Origin of the sequence: Flavobacterium sp. (genome assembly GCF_043760115.1) — a bacterium.
Lineage (GTDB): Bacteria > Bacteroidota > Bacteroidia > Flavobacteriales > Flavobacteriaceae > Flavobacterium.
On sequence record NZ_JAYUPK010000141.1, the window covers coordinates 67,825 to 92,215 of the forward strand.

The window sequence follows — 24,391 nt, forward strand, 5'->3', positions numbered from 1 at the left end:
TGAAAGAAGTTTAGATATTAATTAAATTTCTTACAGTATTATTATTCTTAGATTTATTTGATAAATTAATTTAGAAAAAACCTTAATTTTATAAAAATTTATTATACTATGAATCTGAGTTATTGGGAAATTAAAAATTGGTTTTCAAATGTAGATTACACAATCGTAGGTAGCGGAATTGTTGGCTTACATTGTGCATTAGAACTTCGTGAACGTTTTCCAAAAAGTAAAATATTAATTTTAGAAAAAGGAATGCTACCGCAAGGTGCAAGTACAAAAAATGCTGGCTTTGCTTGTTTTGGAAGTTTATCAGAAATTATAGATGATTTAAATTCACACAGCGAAGAAGAAGTAATTCAATTAATTCAAAAACGTTGGAATGGTTTGCAATTGTTAAGAAAAAATCTTGGTGATGAAGCAATAGATTTTAAACCTTATGGTGGATATGAATTGTTTTTAAAACAGGATGATGTAACTTATAATGAATGTTTGCAGAAATTACCTTTAATAAATGAAATTTTAAAACCAATTTTTAAAGTCGATGTATTTGCAAAAGAAATAGACAGATTTGCATTTAAAAACATAAAAGAATATACCATTTTTAATCCTTTTGAAGCTCAAATAGATACAGGAATGATGATGCAAAATTTATTAAAAAAAGCAATTTCCCAAGATATTTTAATTTTAAATCAAATAGAAGTAACATCCTTTCTAGATAAATCAAATCAAGTTGAGGTTGCAATTAATGATTTTTCGTTTAAAACAAATAGACTACTTTTTGCCACCAATGGATTTGCTTCTGGAATTACCAATAACGAAGTAAAACCAGCAAGAGCTCAAGTTTTAATTACAAAACCTATTGAAAATTTAGATATTAAAGGAACGTTTCATCTAGACAAAGGATATTATTATTTTAGAAATTTTGAAAACAGAATTCTACTTGGTGGAGGAAGAAACTTAGATTTTGAAACAGAAAACACAACGCAATTTGGAGAAACAGAAATTATTCAAAATAAATTGGAAGAACTTTTAAAAGAAGTAATTTTGCCAAATCAAGATTTTAAAATTGCGCATCGTTGGAGTGGAATTATGGGAATGGGAAATAGTAAAAACCCAATAGTTTCTCAATTATCAGACAATGTTTATTGTGGCGTTCGTCTTGGTGGAATGGAGTTGCAATAGGAAGTTTAATAGGAAAAGAATTAGCAGAATTAGTGTAAATGGCAATAAGAAAAACAAATCAACCAACCAAAAAACAATCAGATAGTTTTTTAAAAAGAGTTTTTAGATTTTTATGGAAATCATTTTTATGGTTTTTGGGATTTTCAATTGTATTAGTTTTTATTTTTAAATGGGTTCCAGTTCCAATTACACCTTTGATGGTTACAAGAGCAATTGAAAATAAATTAGAAGGAAAAGAAATGGTGCTTTCTCACGATTGGGAACCAATAGAAAACATTTCAATAAATCTTCAAAAAGCTGTAATTGCAAGCGAGGATGGAACGTTTTTGACTCACAATGGTTTCGATTTTAAAGCAATGCAAAAAGCATTTAAAAACAACAATCGCGGAAAAAAATTAAAAGGTGGAAGCACAATATCGCAACAAACTGCCAAAAATGTTTTTCTTTGGCAAGGAAGAAGTTATCTTAGAAAAGGTTTGGAAGCTTATTTTACATTTTTAATAGAATTAGTTTGGGGAAAAGAACGCATTATGGAAGTGTATCTAAATTCTATAGAAATGGGAAATGGAGTTTATGGTGCAGAAGCTGCGGCACAACATTGGTACAAGAAATCGGCACAATCTTTAACACCAGTTCAAGCAGCAGGAATTGCTGCAATACTTCCAAATCCTAGAAAATTTAAAGCAATAAATTCTACATCATATATTGAAAGGAGAAAATCTAAAATATCAAGATTGATGCGTTATGTTGGGAAATTGGAATATTAAATCGTAACATTTTAATCTATTTTTCTACTAATTATTAAACTTAAAAAATTAAAATTATGAAAGCTCACGAAATAGATTATCAGATTTTTGGAGAAGAAATGCAATATGTAGAAATAGAACTTGATCCGCAAGAAATTGTCGTTGCAGAAGCAGGAAGTTTTATGATGATGGACAACGGAATTAAAATGGAAACTATATTTGGAGACGGTTCATCTACACAACAAACAGGAATTTTTGATAAACTACTTTCTGCAGGAAAACGAGTTTTAACTGGTGAAAGTTTATTTATGACTGCTTATTTGAATCAAAATACTACTAAAAGTAAAGTGTCTTTTGCATCACCATATCCAGGAAAAATTTTACCAATAGATTTGAATCAATTTGGAGGAAAATTTATTTGTCAAAAAGATGCTTTTTTATGTGCTGCAAAAGGTGTTTCTGTTGGAATTGAATTTTCTAAAAAACTAGGTCGCGGACTTTTTGGTGGAGAAGGTTTTATAATGCAAAAACTAGAAGGAGACGGAATGGCATTTGTACATTCTGGTGGAACTTTAGCAAAAAGAGAATTAAAAACAGGAGAAATATTAAAAGTAGATACTGGTTGTATAGTTGGTTTTACAAAAGATGTAGATTACGATATTGAATTTATTGGCGGAATAAAAAATACCATTTTTGGTGGCGAAGGAATGTTTTATGCTACACTTCGTGGACCAGGAATTGTTTATATTCAGTCGTTGCCATTCAGTAGACTTGCAGATAGAATTATTGCCTCTGCTCCAAGAAATGGAGGAAGTAAAGATGAAGGTAGTGTTCTTGGTGGAATAGGAAGATTACTTGATGGCGATAATCGATTTTAAAAAATAGGAATAAATATATAAAAAGAGACTTTCCAAATTAATGAAAAGTCTCTTTTATATTTACTTGCAAATTTATTGAACTACTACAGCATAAGTTACCGCAGCATCAGTATTTCCTCCAGCGTTAGTAATACTTCCTCCAGAAACTCCAGCAGCAGATTTATTCAATTCATGTCTTAAAGTTACTAATAAATTTCCAGTTGCAGCAACAGTTGTTGTGAATGTAAATTGCAATCCAATTGGTTTTCCGTTAGCATCTGTATCGCTGTAAGCAAATGTTCCTAAAGCACTTGGCGCTTCAAAAAATACTTGGTGATTTACACCTTCTTCTAAAACTTCTTCTGTAATATTTTCAACTGGATTAGCAATTTCATTTAAAAAAGAAACTGTTCCAGTGTACACAGTATTTGGCTTCAAAGTTCCAGAAACGGTAACAACTGGCGCGTTTGGACCATCGCCATCTAAATCTCTTGATTTTAAAATTACGGTTTGAATCGTTGCATTTGTTGCTGTTACCAATGTAGTTGTAACCGTTGTAATAACTTCTTCCTCATTTACTGGTACAGGATTATCATCATCGTTACACGATACAAATGTTGTTAAGCTAATAATTGCGATTGCTAAAATTTTTAAATTTTTCATTTTATTTAATTTTTGTTATCTGATTTTCAGATTATATTAATTATTAATAATTAATAATTAATTTTTAATTGTAATTGAAGGTTTCTTCCCATCTCGTCAGCAAAAAACCTTTGTCTGTTTAGGTAATCTCTATAATTTGTGTTTAATAAATTCTGAATTGAAAATGCAATTGTTGTATTTATTTTATTAATTGTTTTAAATTTTATTTCAGAATAAAAATGCAATAAATGATATCCTTTTGGTGGTGAACTTACATCAACAATAATTGGAGTTAGTGTTTCATTTACTATAATATTTGTTTCAAAATTATTGTTTGGAAATTGAGTTTGTCTTGTCACTATTTCACTTTTTAATTCTAATACCAACTGATGCCATTCTTTTTTAGAAAATTGAATTTTATTGATACTATTTAATGGTGGCATATCAATTAGTGATTCTTTATTAGAAACATCTCTTCCATGTACTAAAGCCAATGAAAATTGATGATTCCAATTATTGTTTAAGCTTAATTGAGTCTCTAAATCAAATCCTGTCAATAAAGCATTGGTTTGTTGGTATTCCCAAACAGGAAATGCACCTCTTATTGTGGTTTCAAATCCAACTGGTTTCAAAAACATATAATTATAGATACTATTGATGTACGGATTAAAACTTATAGAAAAACCAGTCCATTTCTTTAAAAGAGTTGTGGCAACTTTAAACGATTTTTCTTTTTCAAGTTTTAAATCGCCAAGTTCAATAACTCCTGTTGAATGATGCAAACCATCGCTAAAAAATTCAGATGGATTTGGATTTCTAGAAGCCAAACTTACATTAAAATACAAGTCCCATTTTTTTTGAAACTCATAATGTATTCCAGCACTTGTAGAAAGATTATGAAAGGTAAAATTGGGTTTTGTAAGCCATTGATTGCCGTTTTCACCAACAATAAAATTATCAAATTCAGGACTGTAATTTCTTTCGTCCCATCTTGATTTTAAATAGAATTTGGTTGCATTAATAGTTGAAAAATCATATCTAATTCCGGTGTCAAATGTCAAACTTTCTGTAAAATTATGATTGGCAATTACATAAATTCCGGCATCTACTTTATCATAATTTGGAATCAACGGCCGAATTCCAGTGGATGGATTTGCAAAATTGTTTTGATACGATCCACTAATTCCAGATTTTAAATTCCAATCGTGGTATACTTTTTTGTAATCAACATTTACAGTATGCGTTTTTAATTGCAAGTCCAAAGCTGCTTTGTTATTAAAATCGCCTCTTCTTACATCAAATTCTAATCTTTTATTAAACTGAAAAGAATATTGTGTAGCAAGTGAGGCAGTTTCGTTAAAAAAATAATTGTAATTGAACTTAGCAATGTGATGTTGCACTTGTTGTTTTGGATTTTTTATAGTGTATGTAAAATCTTCAACAATAGCAGGAATTTGATTGTTTATTGAATTGTACAAATCGTTCACGTTTCCGGTATGTGAAGCACTTAAAATTCCGTTATTAGCATTGTACAAACTATAAAAAGCACTTACGTCATATTTTTTTCCTGAAAATGTTACATCGCCTGTAAAATTGATTTCACGATTTCCAGTGTTAGATAAAACATAATTTGGAGCTGTTCTATCACCAAGATATTTGTATGTTGCTAAAGTATTCCAACTCCAGTTTTTATCATTTCCTTTATGCAAGCTTGAACTAATTGTTCCACCACGACCATTTGATGCTAATGATAGTAATGTTTTGCCAAACAAAGTATCTTTTTTCACCATTGTTGGTTCAATAATTATTAATCCACCAACGGCATCGCCACTGTATTGTAAACCAGATGCGCCTTTAATTACAGTAATTTTTGCAGCAGCATTTACGTCAAAATTTGGAGCATGTTCAGAACCCCATTGTTGGTCTTCTAACCTTACATTATTAGTAATGACTGGAACTCTACTACTGTGTAAGCCATTAATTATAGGCTTCATAATATTGCTTCCTGTTTTTAAAATAGAAACTCCTGTAACCTCTTTCAAAGCTTCGCCAAGTGATTGATTGCTGTATTTTTCAATAGTTTCAGTTTTTATTTTTTGCTCTAAAACCGATTGATTGTAGGTGTTTTTCTTTGTTTTTACAATAACCTCATTCAATAAATATTGTTTAGCTTTTAAGACAAAATTAATTTCTGAGTTACCTAAAACAGTAATTGTAGAATCAATTGTTTGATAACCAACACAAGAAATATTTACCTTCAATAATCCGATTGGTAGATTTTTGATACTATAATTTCCATCACTATCGCTAGATACTGACTTAGAACCAATATGAACATGACTACCAACAATGGTACTATTATTTGTATTATAAATTTTGCCAGAAATTGAATTTTGTGCAAAGCAAATTTCAATACAAAGTAAAAAACAAATACCAAAAAGATTTTTTTGCATTTTTTATTTAAAATAAATGAGTACAACTTTTCTGTTTAGGTGAAAAATTGAAAGAATACAGCTTTATTTTAGATAATTTGGTGGTGCTCTAAGGGCAAAAAGACTGCCTTTAAAATGACTAATAATTTCTTTAGAATGAGTAAAACTATAGAAAACTGAAATTATTTTTTTAACTGAAAGAATTGTAAAAACTTCAGATTTTAGAGCGTTTGAAAAAGTAAATTCACAAGTAAAACAATGATGCGATTTTATATGAGAATCATTAACTTCTGCTACATTTTTATAATGATTATGATGACATTTTTTTTCTGTTTTTAAATCTGAAAAATGGGCATACGAATGTATTGATTGCACTAAAATTGCAATCAAAAAAAGTATAGCAAATGACAGACTTATTTTAACAGATTTTTTATTCATCGTATACAAAAGTAACTAACAAAAAAAAATTCCATTTAATTTTAACAAACTTTAAGATTTAAACCAAATTATGCTCCACTAAATATTCAGCAATTTGAATAGTATTAGTAGCTGCGCCTTTTCTTAAATTATCAGCAACAATCCACATATTTAATGCGTTTGGACGACTTTCATCTCTTCGAATTCTGCCTACAAAAACTGCGTCTTTTCCTTGTGCATACAAAGGCATAGGATAAGTAAAAGTATCAATATTATCTTGAACAACTACGCCAGGAGTTTTACTTAAAATTTCTCTTAGTTCACTAATATTATAATCGTTTTCAAATTCTACATTTACGGCTTCACTGTGTCCACCAACAATTGGAACTCGAACAGCAGTTGCAGTTACAGCAATGGTTTTATCGTCTAGAATTTTTTGCGTTTCGCGAACCAGTTTCATTTCTTCTTTGGTATAACCATTTTCTTCAAAGCTATCGCATTGCGGAATAGCATTTCTATGTATAGGATAGTTGTAAGCCATTTCTCCTTGAATTCCAGCATACTCATTTTCAAGTTGTTGTACGCCTTTTACGCCAGTTCCAGTTATAGATTGATAAGTAGAAACAATAACTCTTTTTATTTTATATTTTTTATGTAATGGTGCTAAAACCATAACCAATTGAATTGTTGAACAATTAGCATTAGGAATAATTTTATCTTCTTTGGTTAAAATAGAACCATTAATTTCTGGAACTACTAATTTCTTTGAATGATCCATTCGCCAAGCAGAAGAATTATCTATAACTGTTGTTCCTGCTGCTGCAAATTTTGGTGCCCATTCTAAAGACGTTTCTCCACCAGCAGAAAACAAAGCAATGTCAGCTTTCATATCTACGGCAGTTTGCATAGAAACTACTTTATATTTTGCTCCTTTAAATTCAATTTCTTTACCAACAGATTTCTCTGATGCTACTGGAATTAATTCTGTTACAGGAAAATTTCTTTCTGCTAAAATTTGAAGCATTACTTCGCCAACCATTCCGGTTGCACCAACAACAGCAACTTTCATATATTTATTTTTATTAGATTAATTTTAAGATGTACAAAAGTAATTAGAAAATTGGTTTTAGATAATTATTTAAATAAAATATATTTTTAAAGGGCACTATTTTTTAAAATTAAAAGACAATAAATTTGATGCCACTCTTCCTTCGTCAGAATGACAAAAAAGAAAAACCGCCTCAATTAAGAAGCGGTTTAAATTAGAATATAAAATGTAGCGGTATTATTTTTTCAATAAATCTCTAATTTGAGTAAGCAATTCTTCTTGAGAAGGTCCAGCTGGAGCAGCAACAACTTCTTCTTTTTTCTTAGCTTTTTCAGCAGCTCTTAAAATTACAAAAATAAACAATGAAATAATAACAAAATTGATAATTGCTTGAACTAAATTACCATAAGTTATTACAGCAGCACCAGCAGTTTTAGCCGCAGCTAAATCAGCATAAGTATTTCCATCTAAAGTGATGAATTTTTTAGTGAAATCTATTCCACCAGTTAATAAACCTACTATTGGCATGATAACATCATCAACAGCTGATCCAACTATTTTACCAAAAGCTCCACCGATAACAACCGCTGTAGCTAAACTTAAAACATCGCCTTTCATTAAAGACGCTTTAAAATCTGCAAAAAATCCCATAATATCTATTTTTAAAATTGGTTAGGATAACAAAATTAGTTAAAATTTTAACAAATTAGCAAATAATATGTAGAATTACTACTACTCTCTGTAAAAAATTCGCTTAACTCTTTGAGATATACTAGTTAAGACTTCATAAGGAATAGTATTTATCAATTTTGAAATTTCAATTACAGTAAGATTTTTCCTAAAAATAATAGATTTATTTCAATCCATTTCATTAATACAATAATTATTCTTTTACAAATTTACTGCTTGAAACACCTTTATCCGTAACAACTTTTACAATGTAATTTCCAGTTTTTAATGTAGAAACATCAATTATTATTGAAGGTTTAATAAAAGTTTGGACTTGTTGTCCTAAAATATTGAAAATCGTTATACTGTAAATTTCTGTATCTTGTTTTGTTTTTAGATTAATTTCCTCTTTAACAGGATTAGGATACATTGTTAAATAGTTATCAAATACAAAAGTTTCATTTTGCAACGTTTGAAACGTAGATGTCGCAGTATTTGTGATGATAGGAAAATTGTAATCAAAATAAATATTTGCTGAATTACTAATTGTATTTCCAACAACTAAAGTGGGTTTTGTTTTAATTTTGAAAACCACATAACCATCATTGTTGTTATCGTCAAAAGGAAGATTAATGTTTTCAAAAATAAATTCTACTTTGTTTGGATTGGTAATTCTGGTTACACAACTATGCGATGCATCAGTCATTTGTAGTGATGTCAAATCAAATTTTGCGGTATCAATCATATCTTTTACCACAATATTTTGCGCCGCAAATGTTCCTGTATTTTCAAAACGAATTTTATAATGCACATATTTGCCAATATTACTTGGGTTAATTGTTGCGCCTTCTAAACACGTTTTATCATTTGGATCGAAAGAGTTTACCACTACTTGAGGTAATGTAAAAGTATTATCCTCTGTAGTTTCATCGGTATTTAAACCATTGGCTGTTGCTGTATAACTTAAAATATCGCCGCCATTTACTGCAGGAGTTTCTATAGGAGAATTTACATTTAATGTAACCAAAATTTCTCCACTTTGAAAAGGCGCATTTGTACCAACATTCCAAGAAAGAGTTCCTGTTGCTTGGGTTGTTGGTACTACATTTGAAGAAACATAATCTAAAATGGCATCGTTATAATTGAAATTAATAGTTGCATTTTCGGTTTGATTGCCTTTGTTTTTGTATTTTATTTTATAAGTAGCATCAAAACCTGGACGAGCAAATGTTGTAGGAATTACAACTACTTCTATATCGTGATGAACACCATTAGGAGTTATACAAAAATTTCGAATAGCTGGACTTGCGTTTGCAGGAAATGTTACCGTTGTATTTGTTGGAGAAGAATTAAAATAAGTTGGGTTTTCAAATTGAGGTGTAATAGTATGCGCTCCTGCAGAAACTGGAATGGAATAATTTCCAGAAGTATTTGAAATCATATTGCCAGAAATGGTTCCATCAGTAATATTAAATTTCAAATTAGGATAAACTAAATCATTTATATCACATCCGTTGTTATTACTATCTAATTTAATATTGCCATTAATAGTATAATACGTTCCTCCATGAGTAAAGTTACAATAGCTATTTACGTGGCAAGTGTTGGTATAACCGCTTTGATCTATTTTTTGTTGTACATAATCTATATGATCATCATCGGTACAAATAGAAATTAAATTGGGGCAATTATCAATAGCTATATTAAAAAAAACAGTTGAATTATTCCCATTTTTAATATTTAAAAAAGTTAAATTTGGGTTATACTGTAAATTACAAACCTGCATTAATGGATTATGAGAAAAATCAAGATTTGTAAATAAATTATAGCTAAATCTAGCAATGCTTAGAGTAACGTTATTTGATAAATCTAATGTGGTTAATTGATTTCCAGTACAATCTAAATAGTTTAAAAGTGATTGATTAGAAATATTTAATGAGATTAAATAATTATTATTACATTCTAAACGATCCAGTAATGTAAGTGCATTTATATTTAAACTAGCTAACTGATTATGAGAACAATTTAGTGTTGTTAAATTTACTAGTGGAGAAAAATCCATATTTGTAAGATGATTACCCTCACATCCAAAATATGTTAACTGAGTTAAACTTGAAAGATTTATAGGAGGAATTAAAGTATTTGAATAATCTAAAAATGTAAGATTAGACAAATTAGATAAATCTAAAACAGTAATTGGGTTATTCGATAAATTTAAGTGTGTTAAATAATTTAATCCTGTTAAATTTAGAACATTAAAATTTGTATTATGCTCATTACTACAATCTAAAAATTGAAGATTTAACAAATTACTCACATCTACGGAATTCAAATAATTATTGCCACAGTTTAAATATGTTAAATTATTCATTCCAGATGTATCTAATGAAACTAAATTACAACTATTACAATTTAAATAAGTTAAATTGTTTAGATTACTGTGAAGAAAAGACTGTATACCACAACTTGAGAATGTTAATGTTTGAAGATTGTTTAATCCAGTTACATTGATACTTCCAAGATAAAAATTTCCATTTAGGTAAATTGATGTTAAATTTTGTAAATTTGATAGATCTAAAAATTGTAAATTTGAACCTATTATAGTCAAGTATTGAAGGTTATAAAAATATTGAATACCTTCAACATTATTAATAGAAAAACTATTTAAGTAAATAGAACTAGTAGCTGCTGCTTCATTATATTCTATTTCACCATTAAAATTTTGGTCAATTAGGCCTTGTTGTAACAAAGCAGCCTTGAAATTCGCATCTGGAAAATTAATAATTTGTGCCTTAACAATAGTAGTAAACAATAAAAAAAGTAATAATTTTTTCATAATATGTAAGTGTTTAAAAATCAAAGATAAATAAAAATTTTAAAAAAAATCACTCTCTATAAAAAACACGTTTCACTCGTTGAGAAATGCTAGTTAAAACTTCATACGGAATAGTATTTATCAATTTTGAAATTTCGTTAACGGTAGGATTTTTCCCAAAAATAATTACTTCATTTCCTTCTTTGCAATCAATTTCAGAAACATCAACCATCAACATATCCATACAAATACTGCCAATAATTGGTGCTTTTTTATTTTTTATAAAAATATATCCAACTTCATTTCCTAATTGTCTAGAAATTCCGTCAGCGTAACCTATTGGTATTGTTGCAATTTTAGTTTGTTTAATAGCAATAAATCGTCTGCCATAACCTACGCTTTCACCTTTATTAATGGTTCTAATTTGAGAAATTATAGATTTTAAAGTGCCTACATTTTCTAGAAACTTTTGTTCTTCCTCATCGTTAGATATTCCGTAAAGTCCTATTCCCAAACGAACCATATCATATTCAGCTTGAGGAAAATTAGAAATTCCGGAAGTATTTAAAATATGACAAATTGGATTTATTTTTAATTCAGAAATTAAATTTAAAGATAATTTTTCAAACAAATTAATTTGAGAAAGAGTAAATTCTTGATGATTCAAATCGTCGCTAGTTGCTAAATGAGATAAAATACTTTTTACTTCAACTGATTTATTTTCTTTTAATTTAGTTATCAATTCTGGTAAATCATTTTCTTGAAATCCCAATCGGTGCATTCCTGTATCTAATTTTATATGAATTGGAAAATGTTTTAAATTTTTAGATTCGGCAATTTTTAAAAAAGCATTTAGTCCTTTTATAGAATATATTTCTGGTTCTAATTGATACTGAATAATAGCAGAAAAACTAGTAGTTTCTGGATTTAAAACCATAATTGGCAATGAAATTCCAGCATTTTTTAGAGAAATTCCTTCATCTGCAAAAGCTACACCAAGATAATCTACATTGTGATGTTCTAGTAATTTTGCAATTTCAAATCCACCATTTCCATAACCAAATGCTTTTACCATAACCATCATTTTGGTTGATGAATTTAATTTAGATTTATAAAAATTTAAATTATGACTTATTGCGTTGAGGTTAATTTCTAAAACGGTTTCGTGAGTTTTCTCCTCTAGTGAAGCAACAATTTCTTCAAAATGAAAATGACGTGCTCCTTTTATAAGTATGGTTTCATTTTCAAAAGAAATACTTTCTATATTTTCAAGAAATTTTTCGGTAGAAAGAAATGCTATACAATTTGGAAATTTATTTTTAAAACTAGAAATTGTTTCGCCAATAGCAATTACTCTATTTATTTTATTTGAAACTATTAATTGAGAAACTTTAGAATACAATTCTTCATTTAGTAATCCGCTTTGAAAAATATCCGACAGTATTATTGTTTTCTTTTTATATTGTTTTTGATGTTCAAGAAAGTCTAAAGCAATTTTTAACGACTGAAAATCAGAACTATAACTATCGTCAATAAGTGTTGTGTTGTTGCTTCCGTTTTTAACTTTTAAACGCATTTCTACAGGAAAAAGCAATTGCATTCGTTCTTGAATACTAGTTTGATTGTATTTAAAATAAAGTAAAACCATTAAACATTGAATAGCATTTTCTACTGATGCTTGATCTTGAAACGGAATTGTAATTGAAAAACAAAGTTCTTTATATGTAATTTTGAGTTGTGTTTTCTCTGCTTTTTCGTTTGCAATAATAAAAACATCTGCTTTTTTATCGTTTGAGCTCCAAGTAAATGTTTTAATTTTTGAGTTTAAAAAAACTTCAATCGTTTTATTTTTATTCAGAATTAAGACTTCAACATTTGAAAAAAGTTTGAGCTTTTCTTTTATTTTTTCACCAACATCGTTAAATCCTTCGTCGTGAGCAGTTCCAATATTAGATAAAATTCCAATTGTAGGTTGAATAATCTTTTGAAGATGTTCCATTTCGTCAATTGTAGAAATTCCAGCTTCAAAAATTCCAAGATTGTGCTTTTCATTAATTCCCAACACAGAAAGCGGAACGCCAACTTGAGAGTTATAACTTTTAGGACTTCTAATAATATTATAATCTGGACTTAATAAAAAATTTAACCATTCTTTTACAATAGTTTTTCCATTACTTCCAGTAATTCCAATAATTGGAAAATCAAAATTACTTCTATGATAAGATGCGATTTTTTGAAGTGCGAATAATGTATTTTCTACTAATAGAAAATTGGCTTTATTTTCAAGATTTTTAGGAATATGATTAACAACAAAATGAGAAATACCTTTTTTTATTAGTTCTAAAATGTATTTGTGTCCATCATGATTAGGTCCAACAAGCGCAAAAAACAAAGTTCCATCCGTATTTTGCAATGATCTACTGTCAATTGAAATTGTGTCAATTATGGCAACGTCGTTTTTACCAATGAATTCGGCTTTTATTATTGGAATTATGTTGCGTATTGAAAGTGTCACAGTTTATTTTTTAGAAATAATTAGTTCAACTTTTCCATCTAATAAATCTCTCAAATAAGATTCAAACATTTTAGATAAACTAACTTTATTATTTTTAGCTATTTTTTTAGCATCAATAATGGTTTGTTTGTTGGCTGTAATAACAATTCTTGCATCCATAGCATTATTTATTTTGGAGTGATTTTTACATCGATAATTCAAACTTATGCGACTTCTTTTTCAATTAAATTTGTTATTCTTTTACTGTTTGTTATCATTAAATATCCAATAATTGATTTTAATGCTTGAAGAATTATCCAGCTAAATTTTGGATACTCTTTTATTAACATTTTTTGCTGTAAAAACTCAACTATTTCTGATAAAAGTCTAGGAATTGAATCTACTAAAGTTATACCTCCAATAATTATTATAGCAATAGAAATTACGGTTGAACTTTTTATATTTAAGTCAATTTTCTTGTCAATATAATTTTTATCTAATTTTAATTTATCAATTATTAAGTCTGTTTTAAATAGAAAAAGACGTATAACTAAAAAATAAAATAATATTGATAAACCAAAGAATAGAATTACATAAAATAAGTATTCAATATCTTTATCAGCATTCATATAAATAAATGTTTGAGAAAATTGTGGAATTATTGAAAATGAATCTATTAAAATCCAAATTCCAAACAATTTAATTATTGTTTTCCACAAAGTGTTAATCTCCATTTTTTTATCTAATTATTATTTCTCTTCAGAAACATTTTCGGCATCTTTAACCACAATATTTTTTCGCATTGCATTAAAATAAGCTGCGCGACTTAATGGCTCATATTCTTCAGTTTCACCCAACATTACTAGTTTATCGTTATCTGTTTTTCTAAAACTGTAATTGGCAAGATTTCCTGTTCTTGTGCAAACGGCATGAACTTTGGTAACATATTCGGCAGTTGCCATTAATGCTGGCATTGGTCCAAACGGATTTCCTTTAAAATCCATATCCAATCCGGCTACAATTACTCTAATTCCAGAGTTGGCAAGATCATTACAAATTTTTACAATTTCATCGTCAAAAAATTGTGCTTCGTCAATACCAACAACATCGCAACCTTGAGCCAGAATTGCAATATTTGCAGCAGCAGGAACTGGTGTTGAGCGAATTTCGTTCTTATTATGAGAAACCACCATTTCTTCATCATATCTGGTATCGATAGATGGTTTAAAAATTTCTACTTTTTGCTTGGCGAATTGTGCTCTTTTTAATCTACGAATTAATTCTTCTGTCTTGCCAGAAAACATTGAACCGCATATTACTTCTATCCAACCAAATTGTTCTTTATGATTTACTGTATTTTCGAGAAACATTTTGTATTTTTAGACCTTGTAAAAGGAATTGTTTTTATTACTTTGTAAAGAAACAAATTTAGTATAAAAATTACATAAGCAACCCACTATAATTTTAAAAGTTATGAAGAAAAGATTAGAATCTGAATTGATAAGCATTGCGCACCGAATTTTAAAATTAAAAAACAAATCGGAAGTAGATCAATTGTATCGCGAAACTCAAAAATTATATGAAACTTTAACAGTTTTAAAATTTTATGGAGACAATTATGAGCAACTTAAAGCAGATGTTTCTAAAGAAGATTTACAAGAAAAAATTGAAAATTCATTAAATGAAAAACCACTAAAAATTGTTTCTAAACCTAAAATTGTTGCAGAAATTCCTGTAGAAGAGAATCTGAAACAAGTTCAGATTGAAGAAGTTGTTGAAACAATAGAAGATGAAAAGTTAGAAGACGAGAATCTGAATCAAGTTCAGATTGAAGAAGAAGTTGTTGAAACAATAGAAGATGAAAAGGTAGAAGAAGAGAATCTGAATCAAGTTCAGATTAAAGACGATTTAGATTTTGAAGCTATTTTTGAACTAGCAGCAGAAACTCCTGTAGAGGAGAATCTGAAACAAGTTCATAAAGATGAGAATCTGAATCAAGTTCAGATTGAGAAAGAAATTACATTTGAACCTGTAAAACAAGAACCAAAACAAATTTCGTTTGAAGATTTATTAGGTCAAAATTATACCGAACCAATATTTGATAAACCAGGTAATGTTGCAACTTCAATTTCTAAAATAGTAGAAGAAGTAAAAGAAGATGTTGTAAATAAAGTTGAAATTGCAAAAGTTCAAGTTGATGAGAATCTGAATCAAGTTCAGGTTGTTGGGAATCTGAATCAAGTTCAAGTTGATGAGAATCTGAATCAAGTTCAGATTAAAACTTTAAACGAGAAATTATCTGCTGGAATAAATGTGGGTTTAAATGATAGAATTGCTTTTGTAAAAAATCTTTTTGCAGACAGTAATGAAGATTATAATCGAGTAATTTCTCAATTAAATACATTTGATACAATGCAAGAAGCTCAAGAATTTATAGATGATATGGTAAAACCAGATTATAATGATTGGAGTGGAAAAGAAGAATATCAAGAGCGTTTTATGGAAATAATAGAGAAAAAATTTGCCTAAATGTCTAAACTTTATATAGTTCCAACGCCAATTGGCAATCTTGAAGACATGACTTTTAGAGCTATAAAAGTTTTAAAAGAAGCCGATTTAATTCTTGCCGAAGACACACGCACATCTTCGAAATTGCTTAAACATTTCGAAATTGGCACGCACATGCACAGTCATCACATGCATAATGAACACAAAACTATTGAAAATATAATTGCACGATTAAAATCTGGCGAAACCATTGCATTAATTTCTGATGCAGGAACGCCAGCAATTTCTGATCCTGGATTTTTATTAACTCGTGCTTGTGTAGAAAATAAAATTCCTGTCGAATGTTTGCCTGGCGCAACCGCTTTTGTGCCAGCTTTGGTAAATAGTGGTTTGCCCAACGACAAATTTGTTTTTGAAGGATTCTTACCTGATAAAAAAGGAAGACAAACCAGATTTTTAGCACTTGCTGAAGAAACCAGAACGATGATTTTTTATGTTTCTCCACACAAATTAAATAAAACTTTGGCAGAATTTGCTCAATATTTTGGAGCAGAAAGACAAATTTCGGTTTCTAGAGAATTGTCTAAACTGCACGAAGAAACTATTCGTGGAACTGCCGAAGAAGTTTTAAAACACTATGAAGTTAAACCTGCAAAAGGTGAAATTGTGGTTATTGTTGGTGGAAAAACTAAGTAATTGTTGTGTTGACTTAACAATAAAATATATTTATTGTTGTTTTGTAATAACAATATAATATAAAAAATGTTGTTTACAAACAACAATTTATTATATTTGTGCTTCTAAATAGTTAATTATGGAAGAATTAAAATTTGAATCACAGCAAAAAACAGCAACTTTATCTTTAGATTTTCAACGTTATTTAGTGAATGATATTGATTTAAATAATAAATTGATAGCAGTAAAAGGAGCAAGAGGTGCAGGAAAAACTACTTTATTATTACAAATCGCAAAGAAAAATTTTGATTTAGAAAAAACATTATATGTTAGTTTAGATCATATTTACTTTTTAGACAAAAAATTATATTATTTAGCAAAAGAGTTTTCAGATACTGGAGGAATTCATTTATTACTTGATGAAGTGCATAAATATCCAAATTGGTCTAGAGAAATTAAACTAATTTATGATAATTTTCCTTCATTAAATGTTATTTTTACTTCATCATCAATGCTCGAAATTTATAGAGGCGAATCTGATTTAAGTAGAAGAGCAGTAACTTATAATCTAAAAGAATTATCATTTAGAGAATTCATATCTTTAGATTTAGGATTGGAACTTCCTAAATTTTCATTTGAAGACATTCTTAAAAATCACAATCAAATTGCAACTAATTTACTTTCTCAAATTAAACCGCTTCAATTATTTGGTAAATATTTAAAAATTGGTGCTTATCCGTATTTTAAAGAAAATGAAGTAGAATATAATCAAAAGTTGTTGAATACAATAAATTTAATAATAGAAATAGATGTAAATGCGGTTGAAGATTTAAATTATGAAACATTAGTAAAGCTAAAAAAATTATTAATTGCAATAGCTTCAAGCGCACCATTTACGCCTAATATAACTAAATTAAGTGAAAAAGTTGGAGTTTCTAGAAACACATTAATACAAGCAATAAAAATTTTAGACCGAGCAGGATTGGTAAATGAATTGTATAAAGATGCATCAGGAATTGGTGTATTAACTAAGCCAGAAAAATTATTTTTAAACAATACCAATTTAATGTATGCCTTAGCAAAGGAAAATATCAATATAGGAAATGTTAGAGAAACATTTTTCTTAAACCAGTTTAAAGGACTTAAAGAAATAAATTTATCGGTTGAATCCGATTTTATAATTGATAAAAAATACACCTTTGAAATTGGAGGTAAAAGCAAAACAAAGAAACAAATTGCAAAATTAGATAATGCCTACATTGCCAAAGATAATATAGAAATTGGTTTTGGAAACTACATTCCGGTTTGGTTGTTTGGATTTATGTATTGATTTTAGATGAGTTTTTTGAGAAAAAATAATATAAGAAAAGATAAATATGAATACTATTACAGATTTTATAAATAAAGTAAAACAAAATCCAGAGTCAATTGCGTTTCAAGAAACAATTACAATTATAGATTCCAATTATAATTTTACGCCAACAGCTTTTAAAAACGGAAATCATTTTAATAATTCAAATGAAAATAATGGTTCTTGTAAAATTTTCGCTTTTGCAAAAATAAATACCTTAGAAAAAGACGAAACTTTAACTCTTTTTGGAAGTTATTATTTTAATGATGTTTTAAAAAAGCCAGATGGAAACGATCATCAAAATATTAGAAATTTTATTAATTTTGGTTGGGATGGAATTTCGTTTGAAGGTAACGCTTTGGAATTGAAGTAATAAACTTTCGAATAAGTTTATTACATTTGCAAAATATACGCCAAAATCAAATTTCAAAAATCTAATATCTAATATCCTTATGCGTTGGACATTACAATCAAAGCCAGAAAAAGAAAAAGTTCAAAAACTACAAAATGAACTTAATATAGATGAAATAATTGCCACATTATTAATTCAGCGTGGTGTTGAAACCTACGAACAAGCCAAAACTTTCTTTCGACCAACTTTAAACGATTTGCACAATCCGTATCTGATGAAAGATATGGATAAAGCAGTTTCACGAATTGAAAAAGCAATTACAAATCAAGAAAATATTTTAGTTTTTGGCGATTACGATGTTGACGGAACAACAGCAGTTTCACTAGTTTCCAGCTATTTAAAAAGCTATTATCCAAATGTTGCCACTTATATTCCAGATCGTTATGATGAAGGTTACGGAATTTCTTTTAAAGGAATTGACTTTGCCGATGACAACGGAATTACCTTAATAATTGCACTCGATTGCGGCATAAAATCGATAGATCATATCGCTTATGCAAATGAAAAAAATATTGATTTTATAATTTGTGATCACCACAGACCAGGAAAAGAATTACCAAGTGCAGTTGCTATTTTAGATCCAAAACGTGAGGATTGTTTTTATCCTTACGATGAACTTTGCGGTTGCGGAATTGGCTTCAAACTCATACAAGCACTTGCCAAAAATCGTAATCAAACCATAGAAGATTTAGTACTTTATTTAGATTTAGTTGCCACAGCAATTGCCGCAGATATTGTTCCTATGACTGGTGAAAATCGAGTTTTAGCCAAGTTTGGATTAGAGGTAATCAACACTAATCCTCGACCTGGAATAAAAGCACTGATTCAGAATGTAAAGAAAAAAGTACTCACAATTACCGATGTAGTTTTTATAATTACTCCAAGAATTAATGCTGCAGGAAGAGTAAAACACGGCAACGAAGCAGTTGCACTTTTAACAGAATTTAATCTAGAGCAAGCAGAACAATTTGCCTCAGAAATTGAACAATACAATACTGATAGAAGAGATTTAGATAAACAAATAACTGTAGAAGCGCTTTCGCAAATAGAAAATAATAATGAAAAAGACCGTTTTACAACTGTTGTGTATCAAGAAAATTGGCACAAAGGCGTAATCGGAATTGTAGCTTCGCGGTTGATAGAAACTTACTATCGTCCAACATTAGTATTTACAAAAAGTGGTGACAAACTAGCAGCTTCTGCACGTTCGGTAAAAGATTTTGATGTGTATAATGCTTTAGAAGTTTGCGCTGAACATCTCGAACAATTTGGCGGACACATGTACGCAGCCGGAATGACATTGAAAGAAGAAAATTATAAAAATTTTAAAGACGCTTTTGAAAAAGTAGTTCAAGAAACCATTCATCCAGACTTATTGATTCCCGAAATATCGGTCGATGCTCAAATTGAGCTATCCGATATTAACGAAAAATTTGTTCGATTATTAAATCAGTTTGAACCTTTTGGACCACAAAATATGACGCCAGTTTTTATATCCAAAAATATAAAAGATACTGGATATGCAAAACCGCTTGGACAAAACGATGAACATTTAAAACTTTTTGTAAAGCAAAATGGTTCGCAAGGAATTGGAGCAATAGGTTTTGGATTAGGAAAAAAATTAGAACAAATTACCAACCAAAAACCATTTGACGTCGTTTATTGCATAGACGAAAACGAATTTAACGGAAATGTAACCTTGCAATTGCGATTAAAAGACATTAGAAATTAAAAAATGAAAGAAAAAGATCCTTACGCAGCATTACGATTTAAAGAATTTAATTTCTTTTTACTAATGCGATTCGCAATGGTTTTTGCTTGGTCAATGCAATTTGTAATTATTGAATGGGAAGTTTATAGTTTAACTAAAAATCCGCTTTCGTTAGGAATTATTGGACTTATGGAAATAATTCCTGCTATAGCAATGGCACTTTTTGCAGGTCATATTGTAGATCAAAACGAAAAGAAAACACTTTTAATAAAATGTATTTTGGGATTTTCTTTGGTTAGTTTTGGTTTGTTCGTAGTAACATTACCATCAGTTCAAGCAGGAATTTCGACCAATACAATTTTATATTTAGTTTATGCATTAGTATTTTTTGGTGGCTTGGTTCGTTCGTTTATTGGACCAACCGTTTTTTCGCTTTTGGCATTAATAGTTCCTAAAAAGATTTATCCAAATGCTTCTACTTGGAGCAGTTCTTTTTGGCAAATGGGCTCAATGTTTGGTCCAGCAGTAGCAGGTTTTTCTATTGGTTTTATTGGTGTTCATTGGTCAATGTGTTTGGTTTTTACATTTTCTGTTTTTGCATTATTGCTGCTAACTCAAATTTCTAAAAAACCTATTTTAAATGATAAAATTGGCGAACCAATATTTCAAAGTTTAAAAGAAGGTGTAAAATTTGTCTTTAAAAACAAAACCATTTTGGGTTCACTTTCGTTAGATATGTTTGCCGTTTTATTTGGTGGCGCAATGGCTTTGTTACCTATTTACGCACAAGATATTTTAAAAGTAGGAAGCGAAGGATTCGGAATTTTACGAGCAGCACCAGCAGTTGGCGCAGTAATTACAATGGTATTATCAGCTTATATTTCTTTAAATAAAAATGCTGGAATAAAATTATTGTCAGCAATTTTTATGTTTGGAATTTGTATGATTGTTTTTGGCTTATCAACAAGTTTTTGGCTTTCTGTTTTTGCACTTTTTTTAAGTGGCATTGTCGATGGCGTTTCAGTTGTAATTCGTAATACCATTTTGCAAATTCACACGCCAGATACTATGCGTGGTAGAGTTTCGTCAGTAAATTCAATATTTGTTGGTTCATCTAATGAGCTTGGAGCATTTGAAAGTGGTGTTACCGCCAAACTTATGGGAGTTGTAAATGCAGTAGTTTTTGGCGGAATTATGACATTGATAACAGTAACAACAACGGCAATTGTTTTACCCAATTTCAAAAAACTTGATTTGCAAAAAGATGTTGATGCATTAGAAAATGGTGACTAAAATTAGAATTTTTTGGGCGTGACCTAAAAAGTTCGTGCTATCCGTTGCAACCTGACTGCCGGCAGGCAGGTCTTTTTTTAAATTGCGCTGGGTTAAACCCAGCGCAATTTAAAAAAAGGATTTTCACTGCAAATGAAATTCACTGAACTCATATGAAAATAAACTTAATGTGAAGTAATCACTCACGCAAAGTAAATATGAATTAATGTTCGGTAATTAATTTCCAAAAGTCTTTAACTCCAACTTCTCACCATCAAAAACACCATAAGTAAAGTATCCAATCCAATCGCCAAGATTTACATATTCTGAATTTTCGCCAACCGAAATTATCATTGGCAAATGACGGTGACCAAAAATTAAGTAATTATAATGTTTAGTTTCTAGTTTTCGTTTAGAATATTGCACCAACCATTCGTTTTCTTCGCCAAGAAATTTTACATCTTCGCTTCCAGAAATTAGCTTGTTTTTTACTGATAGATATTGTGCTAATTTCATTCCAATATCTGGATGCAACCATCTATAAATCCATTTAGAAATTGGATGTACAAATACTTTTTTCATTCGTTTGTAACCTTTGTCTCCTGGACCTTTTCCGTCGCCATGACCAATTAAAAATGTTTTTCCTCCAAATGTAAATTCTTCATTGTCAAGATAAACTGGAATGTTTAATTCTTTTTGGAAATAATCATTCATCCATAAATCATGGTTACCAACAAAAAAATATATCGGAATTCCACTATCACGAATTTCGGCAAGTTTGCCTAAAACTCTAACAAATCCTTTTGGAACAACGGTTTTATATTCAAACCAAAAATCGAATAAATCACCCAATAAAAAAATGGCTTCGGCATCTTTTTTTACTTCATCTAACCAAGCTACAAATTTTTGCTCACGCGGAAAACTTGCTTCTGGAGTTGGTGCGCCAAAATGTTGATCGGAAGCGAAATAAATTTTTTTATTGTTGGGTAACATTTTTTACTTTAGATTTTCAAATGTATGAAAAAAAATTGTTGTTAGTAATGCGTTTTGAGTTGTGAGTTTTTTTGAATTATAATAAAGATTTTACAAAAGACATAAATATTTTAGCCCTGATGGTAATGGAAATCCTTTTTTCAATTGCCTTGGGTTTAAACCCAAGGCAATTGAAAAAAGATTGGAATGCACAGCAGGAAAATGGTGGATTGAAAATGCCCAAACCATTCGCTACTACTTTTAAATAAACTTTAATTATCAGAGGCAAACCATTCGGCAAATGAACTTTCGGTTTCTTGTAATTTTAAGGAATGAAGTTGTACATTATTGGGCAATCTATTTTTTATTTTTTGCGCAAAATCAATCACCATATTTTCGCTAGTTGGTTGATAATCAACTAGAATTACATGGTGTCCACGAGTTGAAAGTTCGTTTGCCAACTCTACATGTGGTGTATTTTTATTAAAAACTGTAGCGTGATCAAAGTTATCTACAATTTCTTCTTTTACAATTTTTTTTAAATCGGTAAAGTCAATTACCATTCCGAATTTTACGTTGGAATTGTCCAAAATTGGCGTTCCTATTACGGTTACCGATAATTTGTAACTGTGTCCGTGAACATTTTTGCATTTTCCGTCGTAGCCATAAAGTGCGTGTCCGGTTTCGAAACTAAATTGTTTTGTAATTCTGATATTGCTCATTTTGCTTTATTTGGTTGCAAAGTTAGTTACTTTTTAAATTGATTTAAAGCATTTTTGGTAAAATCGGAAAGGACTAATTTTCCAGAAATTGCGGCTCTTTCTATCAGTAATTCGTCCCAGTTGGAAGTTTCATTCCAAAATACTTTTTTCATTTGCAATAATGCTTCTTGATTATAAGTTGCAAGTTTGTTGGCAAATGCATTAACTTCTTTGTCTAATTCTTCACGAGATTGATAAACATTTGCGTACAATCCTTTTTCTTTTGCCCAACTTGCAGTTTGCCAATCGTTAGGTGTTAATGTCATTTCTGCAAAAGCAGTTTTTCCTATTTTTCTGGCAACTGCTGGTTCTATTACAAATGGACCAATTCCGATAGCAATTTCTGATAATTTTACAGCACTTTCTGTTGTTGCCATTGCATAATCGCAAGCAGAAGCAAGTCCAACGCCACCACCAACTGCTTTTCCGTGAATTCTTCCAACTATTATTTTAGAACATTTTCGCATGGCATTTATAACATTGGCAAAGCCAGAAAAGAATTTTTTTCCTTCTTCAAAATTGGCTATTAAAAGTAGTTCGTCAAATGATGCTCCAGCGCAAAAAGCTCCGTTTCCTTCGCTTTGAAGTAAAACTACATTTATTGAATTATTTTCACTTGCATTGTTTAATTCTAAAACCAATTTATCTAGTAAATGACTTGGAAAAGAATTACTTGCAGGATGTGAAAATGTAATTTTTGCAACATTATTATCTATAGTTGTGTGAACAAAACCTTGTAAATCGTTTAAAGACATAAATTTGAAATTTTATGTAAATTTAATATAATTTAGAAAACTTAGAGATTTAGTTTTTCAAAATGAATTCTGAAATTAAAAAATACTATATTTGATGAATAATTTTGGGGATGTAGCTCAGTTGGTTAGAGTGTTTGCCTGGCAGGCAAGAAGTCGTGGGTTCGAATCCCATCTTCTCCACTTTTAAAGCCATTAAGTTATTTAAGGTTCATTAAGATTTAAAAAACTTAATTATCTTTAATAACTTAATGGTATTTTTTTTAATTTTTAGAAAAAATTAATTAAAGTGGTGGTTCGAATCCCATCTTCTCCACTTTTAAAGTCATTAAGTTATTAAAGATAATTAAGATTTAAAAAACTTAATTATCTTTAATAACTTAATGGTATTTTTTTAATTTTTAGAAAAAATTAATTAAAGTGGTGGTTCGAATCTCATCTTCTCCACTTTTAAAGTATTAAGACAGCAAGGTTTATTAAGATTTAAAAAACTTAATTATCTTTAATAACTTAATGGTATTTTTTTTAATTTTTAGAAAAAATTAATTAAAGTGGTGGTTCGAATTAAGTATTCTTTACAATTTCAAACCATTAAAAAATTAAGGTTCATTAAGATATAAAAGCTTAATTTTCTTAAACAACTTAATGGTTTATTTTTTTAATTTTTAGAAAAAA

The 24,391-nt window shown here is 29.3% G+C and carries 23 protein-coding genes, 1 tRNA gene and 1 pseudogene; 11 read left to right on the forward strand and 14 right to left on the reverse strand.

Translation table 11 applies throughout. From position 1 onward, the window contains the following. Positions 1–108: 108 nt before the first annotated feature. From ACH2BC_RS12230 to ACH2BC_RS12240, 3 genes and pseudogenes are all read left to right on the forward strand, one after another. Positions 109–1,220, forward strand: a pseudogene (locus tag ACH2BC_RS12230) (NAD(P)/FAD-dependent oxidoreductase). Beyond that, positions 1,221–1,949 carry a monofunctional biosynthetic peptidoglycan transglycosylase gene (mtgA, locus tag ACH2BC_RS12235; protein ID WP_395054287.1) on the forward strand — a complete coding sequence of 243 codons (729 nt, stop codon included), beginning with the start codon at positions 1,221–1,223 and terminating at the stop codon, positions 1,947–1,949. A 56-nt stretch (positions 1,950–2,005) separates the two neighbouring features. Further along, complete coding sequence (locus tag ACH2BC_RS12240) at positions 2,006–2,806, forward strand: TIGR00266 family protein (protein WP_395054288.1); 801 nt, start codon at positions 2,006–2,008, stop codon at positions 2,804–2,806. Between the two features lie 72 nt (positions 2,807–2,878). On the opposite strand, the gene ACH2BC_RS12245 is transcribed toward ACH2BC_RS12240, so the two are convergent. The 11 genes from ACH2BC_RS12245 to ACH2BC_RS12295 form a co-directional block, all read right to left on the reverse strand. Beyond that, a complete protein-coding gene (locus ACH2BC_RS12245) occupies positions 2,879–3,448 on the reverse strand; it encodes a type 1 periplasmic binding fold superfamily protein (RefSeq protein ID WP_395054289.1) in 570 nt (189 codons plus the stop codon). 50 nt (positions 3,449–3,498) lie between these two features. After that, positions 3,499–5,880 carry a TonB-dependent receptor domain-containing protein gene (locus tag ACH2BC_RS12250; protein WP_395054290.1) on the reverse strand — a complete coding sequence of 794 codons (2,382 nt, stop codon included), beginning with the start codon at positions 5,878–5,880 and terminating at the stop codon, positions 3,499–3,501. 63 nt (positions 5,881–5,943) lie between these two features. Beyond that, positions 5,944–6,297: a hypothetical protein gene (locus ACH2BC_RS12255; RefSeq protein WP_395054291.1), complete on the reverse strand. Its 354-nt coding sequence runs from the start codon at positions 6,295–6,297 to the stop codon at positions 5,944–5,946. 58 nt (positions 6,298–6,355) lie between these two features. Continuing rightward, on the reverse strand, positions 6,356–7,345 hold the full coding sequence (locus ACH2BC_RS12260) for an aspartate-semialdehyde dehydrogenase (RefSeq protein ID WP_395054292.1): 990 nt from the start codon (positions 7,343–7,345) through the stop codon (positions 6,356–6,358). A 216-nt stretch (positions 7,346–7,561) separates the two neighbouring features. After that, positions 7,562–7,975, reverse strand: coding sequence for a large conductance mechanosensitive channel protein MscL (gene mscL, locus ACH2BC_RS12265; protein WP_395054293.1), 414 nt, complete (start codon positions 7,973–7,975; stop codon positions 7,562–7,564). 81 nt (positions 7,976–8,056) lie between these two features. After that, entirely contained in the window at positions 8,057–8,173 is a 117-nt protein-coding gene (locus ACH2BC_RS12270; RefSeq protein ID WP_395054309.1) for an alanine racemase C-terminal domain-containing protein, read from the reverse strand. A gap of 34 nt (positions 8,174–8,207) precedes the next feature. Beyond that, complete coding sequence (locus ACH2BC_RS12275; RefSeq protein WP_395054294.1) at positions 8,208–10,829, reverse strand: T9SS type A sorting domain-containing protein; 2,622 nt, start codon at positions 10,827–10,829, stop codon at positions 8,208–8,210. 49 nt (positions 10,830–10,878) lie between these two features. Next, on the reverse strand, positions 10,879–13,323 hold the full coding sequence (locus tag ACH2BC_RS12280) for a bifunctional UDP-N-acetylmuramoyl-tripeptide:D-alanyl-D-alanine ligase/alanine racemase (RefSeq protein WP_395054295.1): 2,445 nt from the start codon (positions 13,321–13,323) through the stop codon (positions 10,879–10,881). A gap of 3 nt (positions 13,324–13,326) precedes the next feature. Then, a complete protein-coding gene (locus ACH2BC_RS12285) occupies positions 13,327–13,482 on the reverse strand; it encodes a DUF6364 family protein (protein WP_395054296.1) in 156 nt (51 codons plus the stop codon). A gap of 44 nt (positions 13,483–13,526) precedes the next feature. Further along, entirely contained in the window at positions 13,527–14,036 is a 510-nt protein-coding gene (locus ACH2BC_RS12290) for a hypothetical protein (protein ID WP_395054297.1), read from the reverse strand. Positions 14,037–14,051: 15 nt separating this feature from the next. Continuing rightward, complete coding sequence (locus ACH2BC_RS12295) at positions 14,052–14,672, reverse strand: thymidine kinase (RefSeq protein WP_395054298.1); 621 nt, start codon at positions 14,670–14,672, stop codon at positions 14,052–14,054. A gap of 103 nt (positions 14,673–14,775) precedes the next feature. Here ACH2BC_RS12295 and ACH2BC_RS12300 point away from each other — a divergent pair, with 103 nt between their 5' ends. The 6 genes from ACH2BC_RS12300 (at position 14,776) to ACH2BC_RS12325 (ending at position 21,252) form a co-directional block, all read left to right on the forward strand. Then, complete coding sequence (locus tag ACH2BC_RS12300) at positions 14,776–15,831, forward strand: hypothetical protein (RefSeq protein ID WP_395054299.1); 1,056 nt, start codon at positions 14,776–14,778, stop codon at positions 15,829–15,831. Continuing rightward, entirely contained in the window at positions 15,832–16,506 is a 675-nt protein-coding gene (rsmI, locus tag ACH2BC_RS12305) for a 16S rRNA (cytidine(1402)-2'-O)-methyltransferase (protein WP_395054300.1), read from the forward strand. It begins immediately after the preceding gene. A gap of 118 nt (positions 16,507–16,624) precedes the next feature. Next, a complete protein-coding gene (locus ACH2BC_RS12310; protein ID WP_395054301.1) occupies positions 16,625–17,815 on the forward strand; it encodes an ATP-binding protein in 1,191 nt (396 codons plus the stop codon). 46 nt (positions 17,816–17,861) lie between these two features. Beyond that, positions 17,862–18,209 carry a HopJ type III effector protein gene (locus ACH2BC_RS12315; RefSeq protein WP_395054302.1) on the forward strand — a complete coding sequence of 116 codons (348 nt, stop codon included), beginning with the start codon at positions 17,862–17,864 and terminating at the stop codon, positions 18,207–18,209. Between the two features lie 79 nt (positions 18,210–18,288). After that, the gene (gene recJ, locus ACH2BC_RS12320) at positions 18,289–19,980 is read left to right on the forward strand and encodes a single-stranded-DNA-specific exonuclease RecJ (protein WP_395054303.1); all 1,692 of its coding nucleotides are present in this window, start codon (positions 18,289–18,291) and stop codon (positions 19,978–19,980) included. A 3-nt stretch (positions 19,981–19,983) separates the two neighbouring features. Next, entirely contained in the window at positions 19,984–21,252 is a 1,269-nt protein-coding gene (locus ACH2BC_RS12325) for an MFS transporter (protein WP_395054304.1), read from the forward strand. A gap of 216 nt (positions 21,253–21,468) precedes the next feature. Here ACH2BC_RS12325 and ACH2BC_RS12330 read toward each other — a convergent pair whose 3' ends face one another. Continuing rightward, positions 21,469–22,224, reverse strand: a complete 756-nt coding sequence (locus tag ACH2BC_RS12330) for a UDP-2,3-diacylglucosamine diphosphatase (protein ID WP_395054305.1) — start codon at positions 22,222–22,224, stop codon at positions 21,469–21,471. 125 nt (positions 22,225–22,349) lie between these two features. Here ACH2BC_RS12330 and ACH2BC_RS12335 point away from each other — a divergent pair, with 125 nt between their 5' ends. Continuing rightward, positions 22,350–22,472, forward strand: coding sequence for a hypothetical protein (locus tag ACH2BC_RS12335; protein WP_395054306.1), 123 nt, complete (start codon positions 22,350–22,352; stop codon positions 22,470–22,472). Between the two features lie 3 nt (positions 22,473–22,475). Here ACH2BC_RS12335 and ACH2BC_RS12340 read toward each other — a convergent pair whose 3' ends face one another. Further along, positions 22,476–22,925, reverse strand: a complete 450-nt coding sequence (locus ACH2BC_RS12340) for a 6-pyruvoyl trahydropterin synthase family protein (protein WP_395054307.1) — start codon at positions 22,923–22,925, stop codon at positions 22,476–22,478. Between the two features lie 26 nt (positions 22,926–22,951). Continuing rightward, a complete protein-coding gene (locus ACH2BC_RS12345; RefSeq protein ID WP_395054308.1) occupies positions 22,952–23,719 on the reverse strand; it encodes an enoyl-CoA hydratase/isomerase family protein in 768 nt (255 codons plus the stop codon). A 106-nt stretch (positions 23,720–23,825) separates the two neighbouring features. Between ACH2BC_RS12345 and ACH2BC_RS12350 the strand changes: the two genes are divergently transcribed. Next, positions 23,826–23,899 (forward strand) — tRNA-Ala (locus ACH2BC_RS12350). Positions 23,900–24,391: the final 492 nt, after the last annotated feature.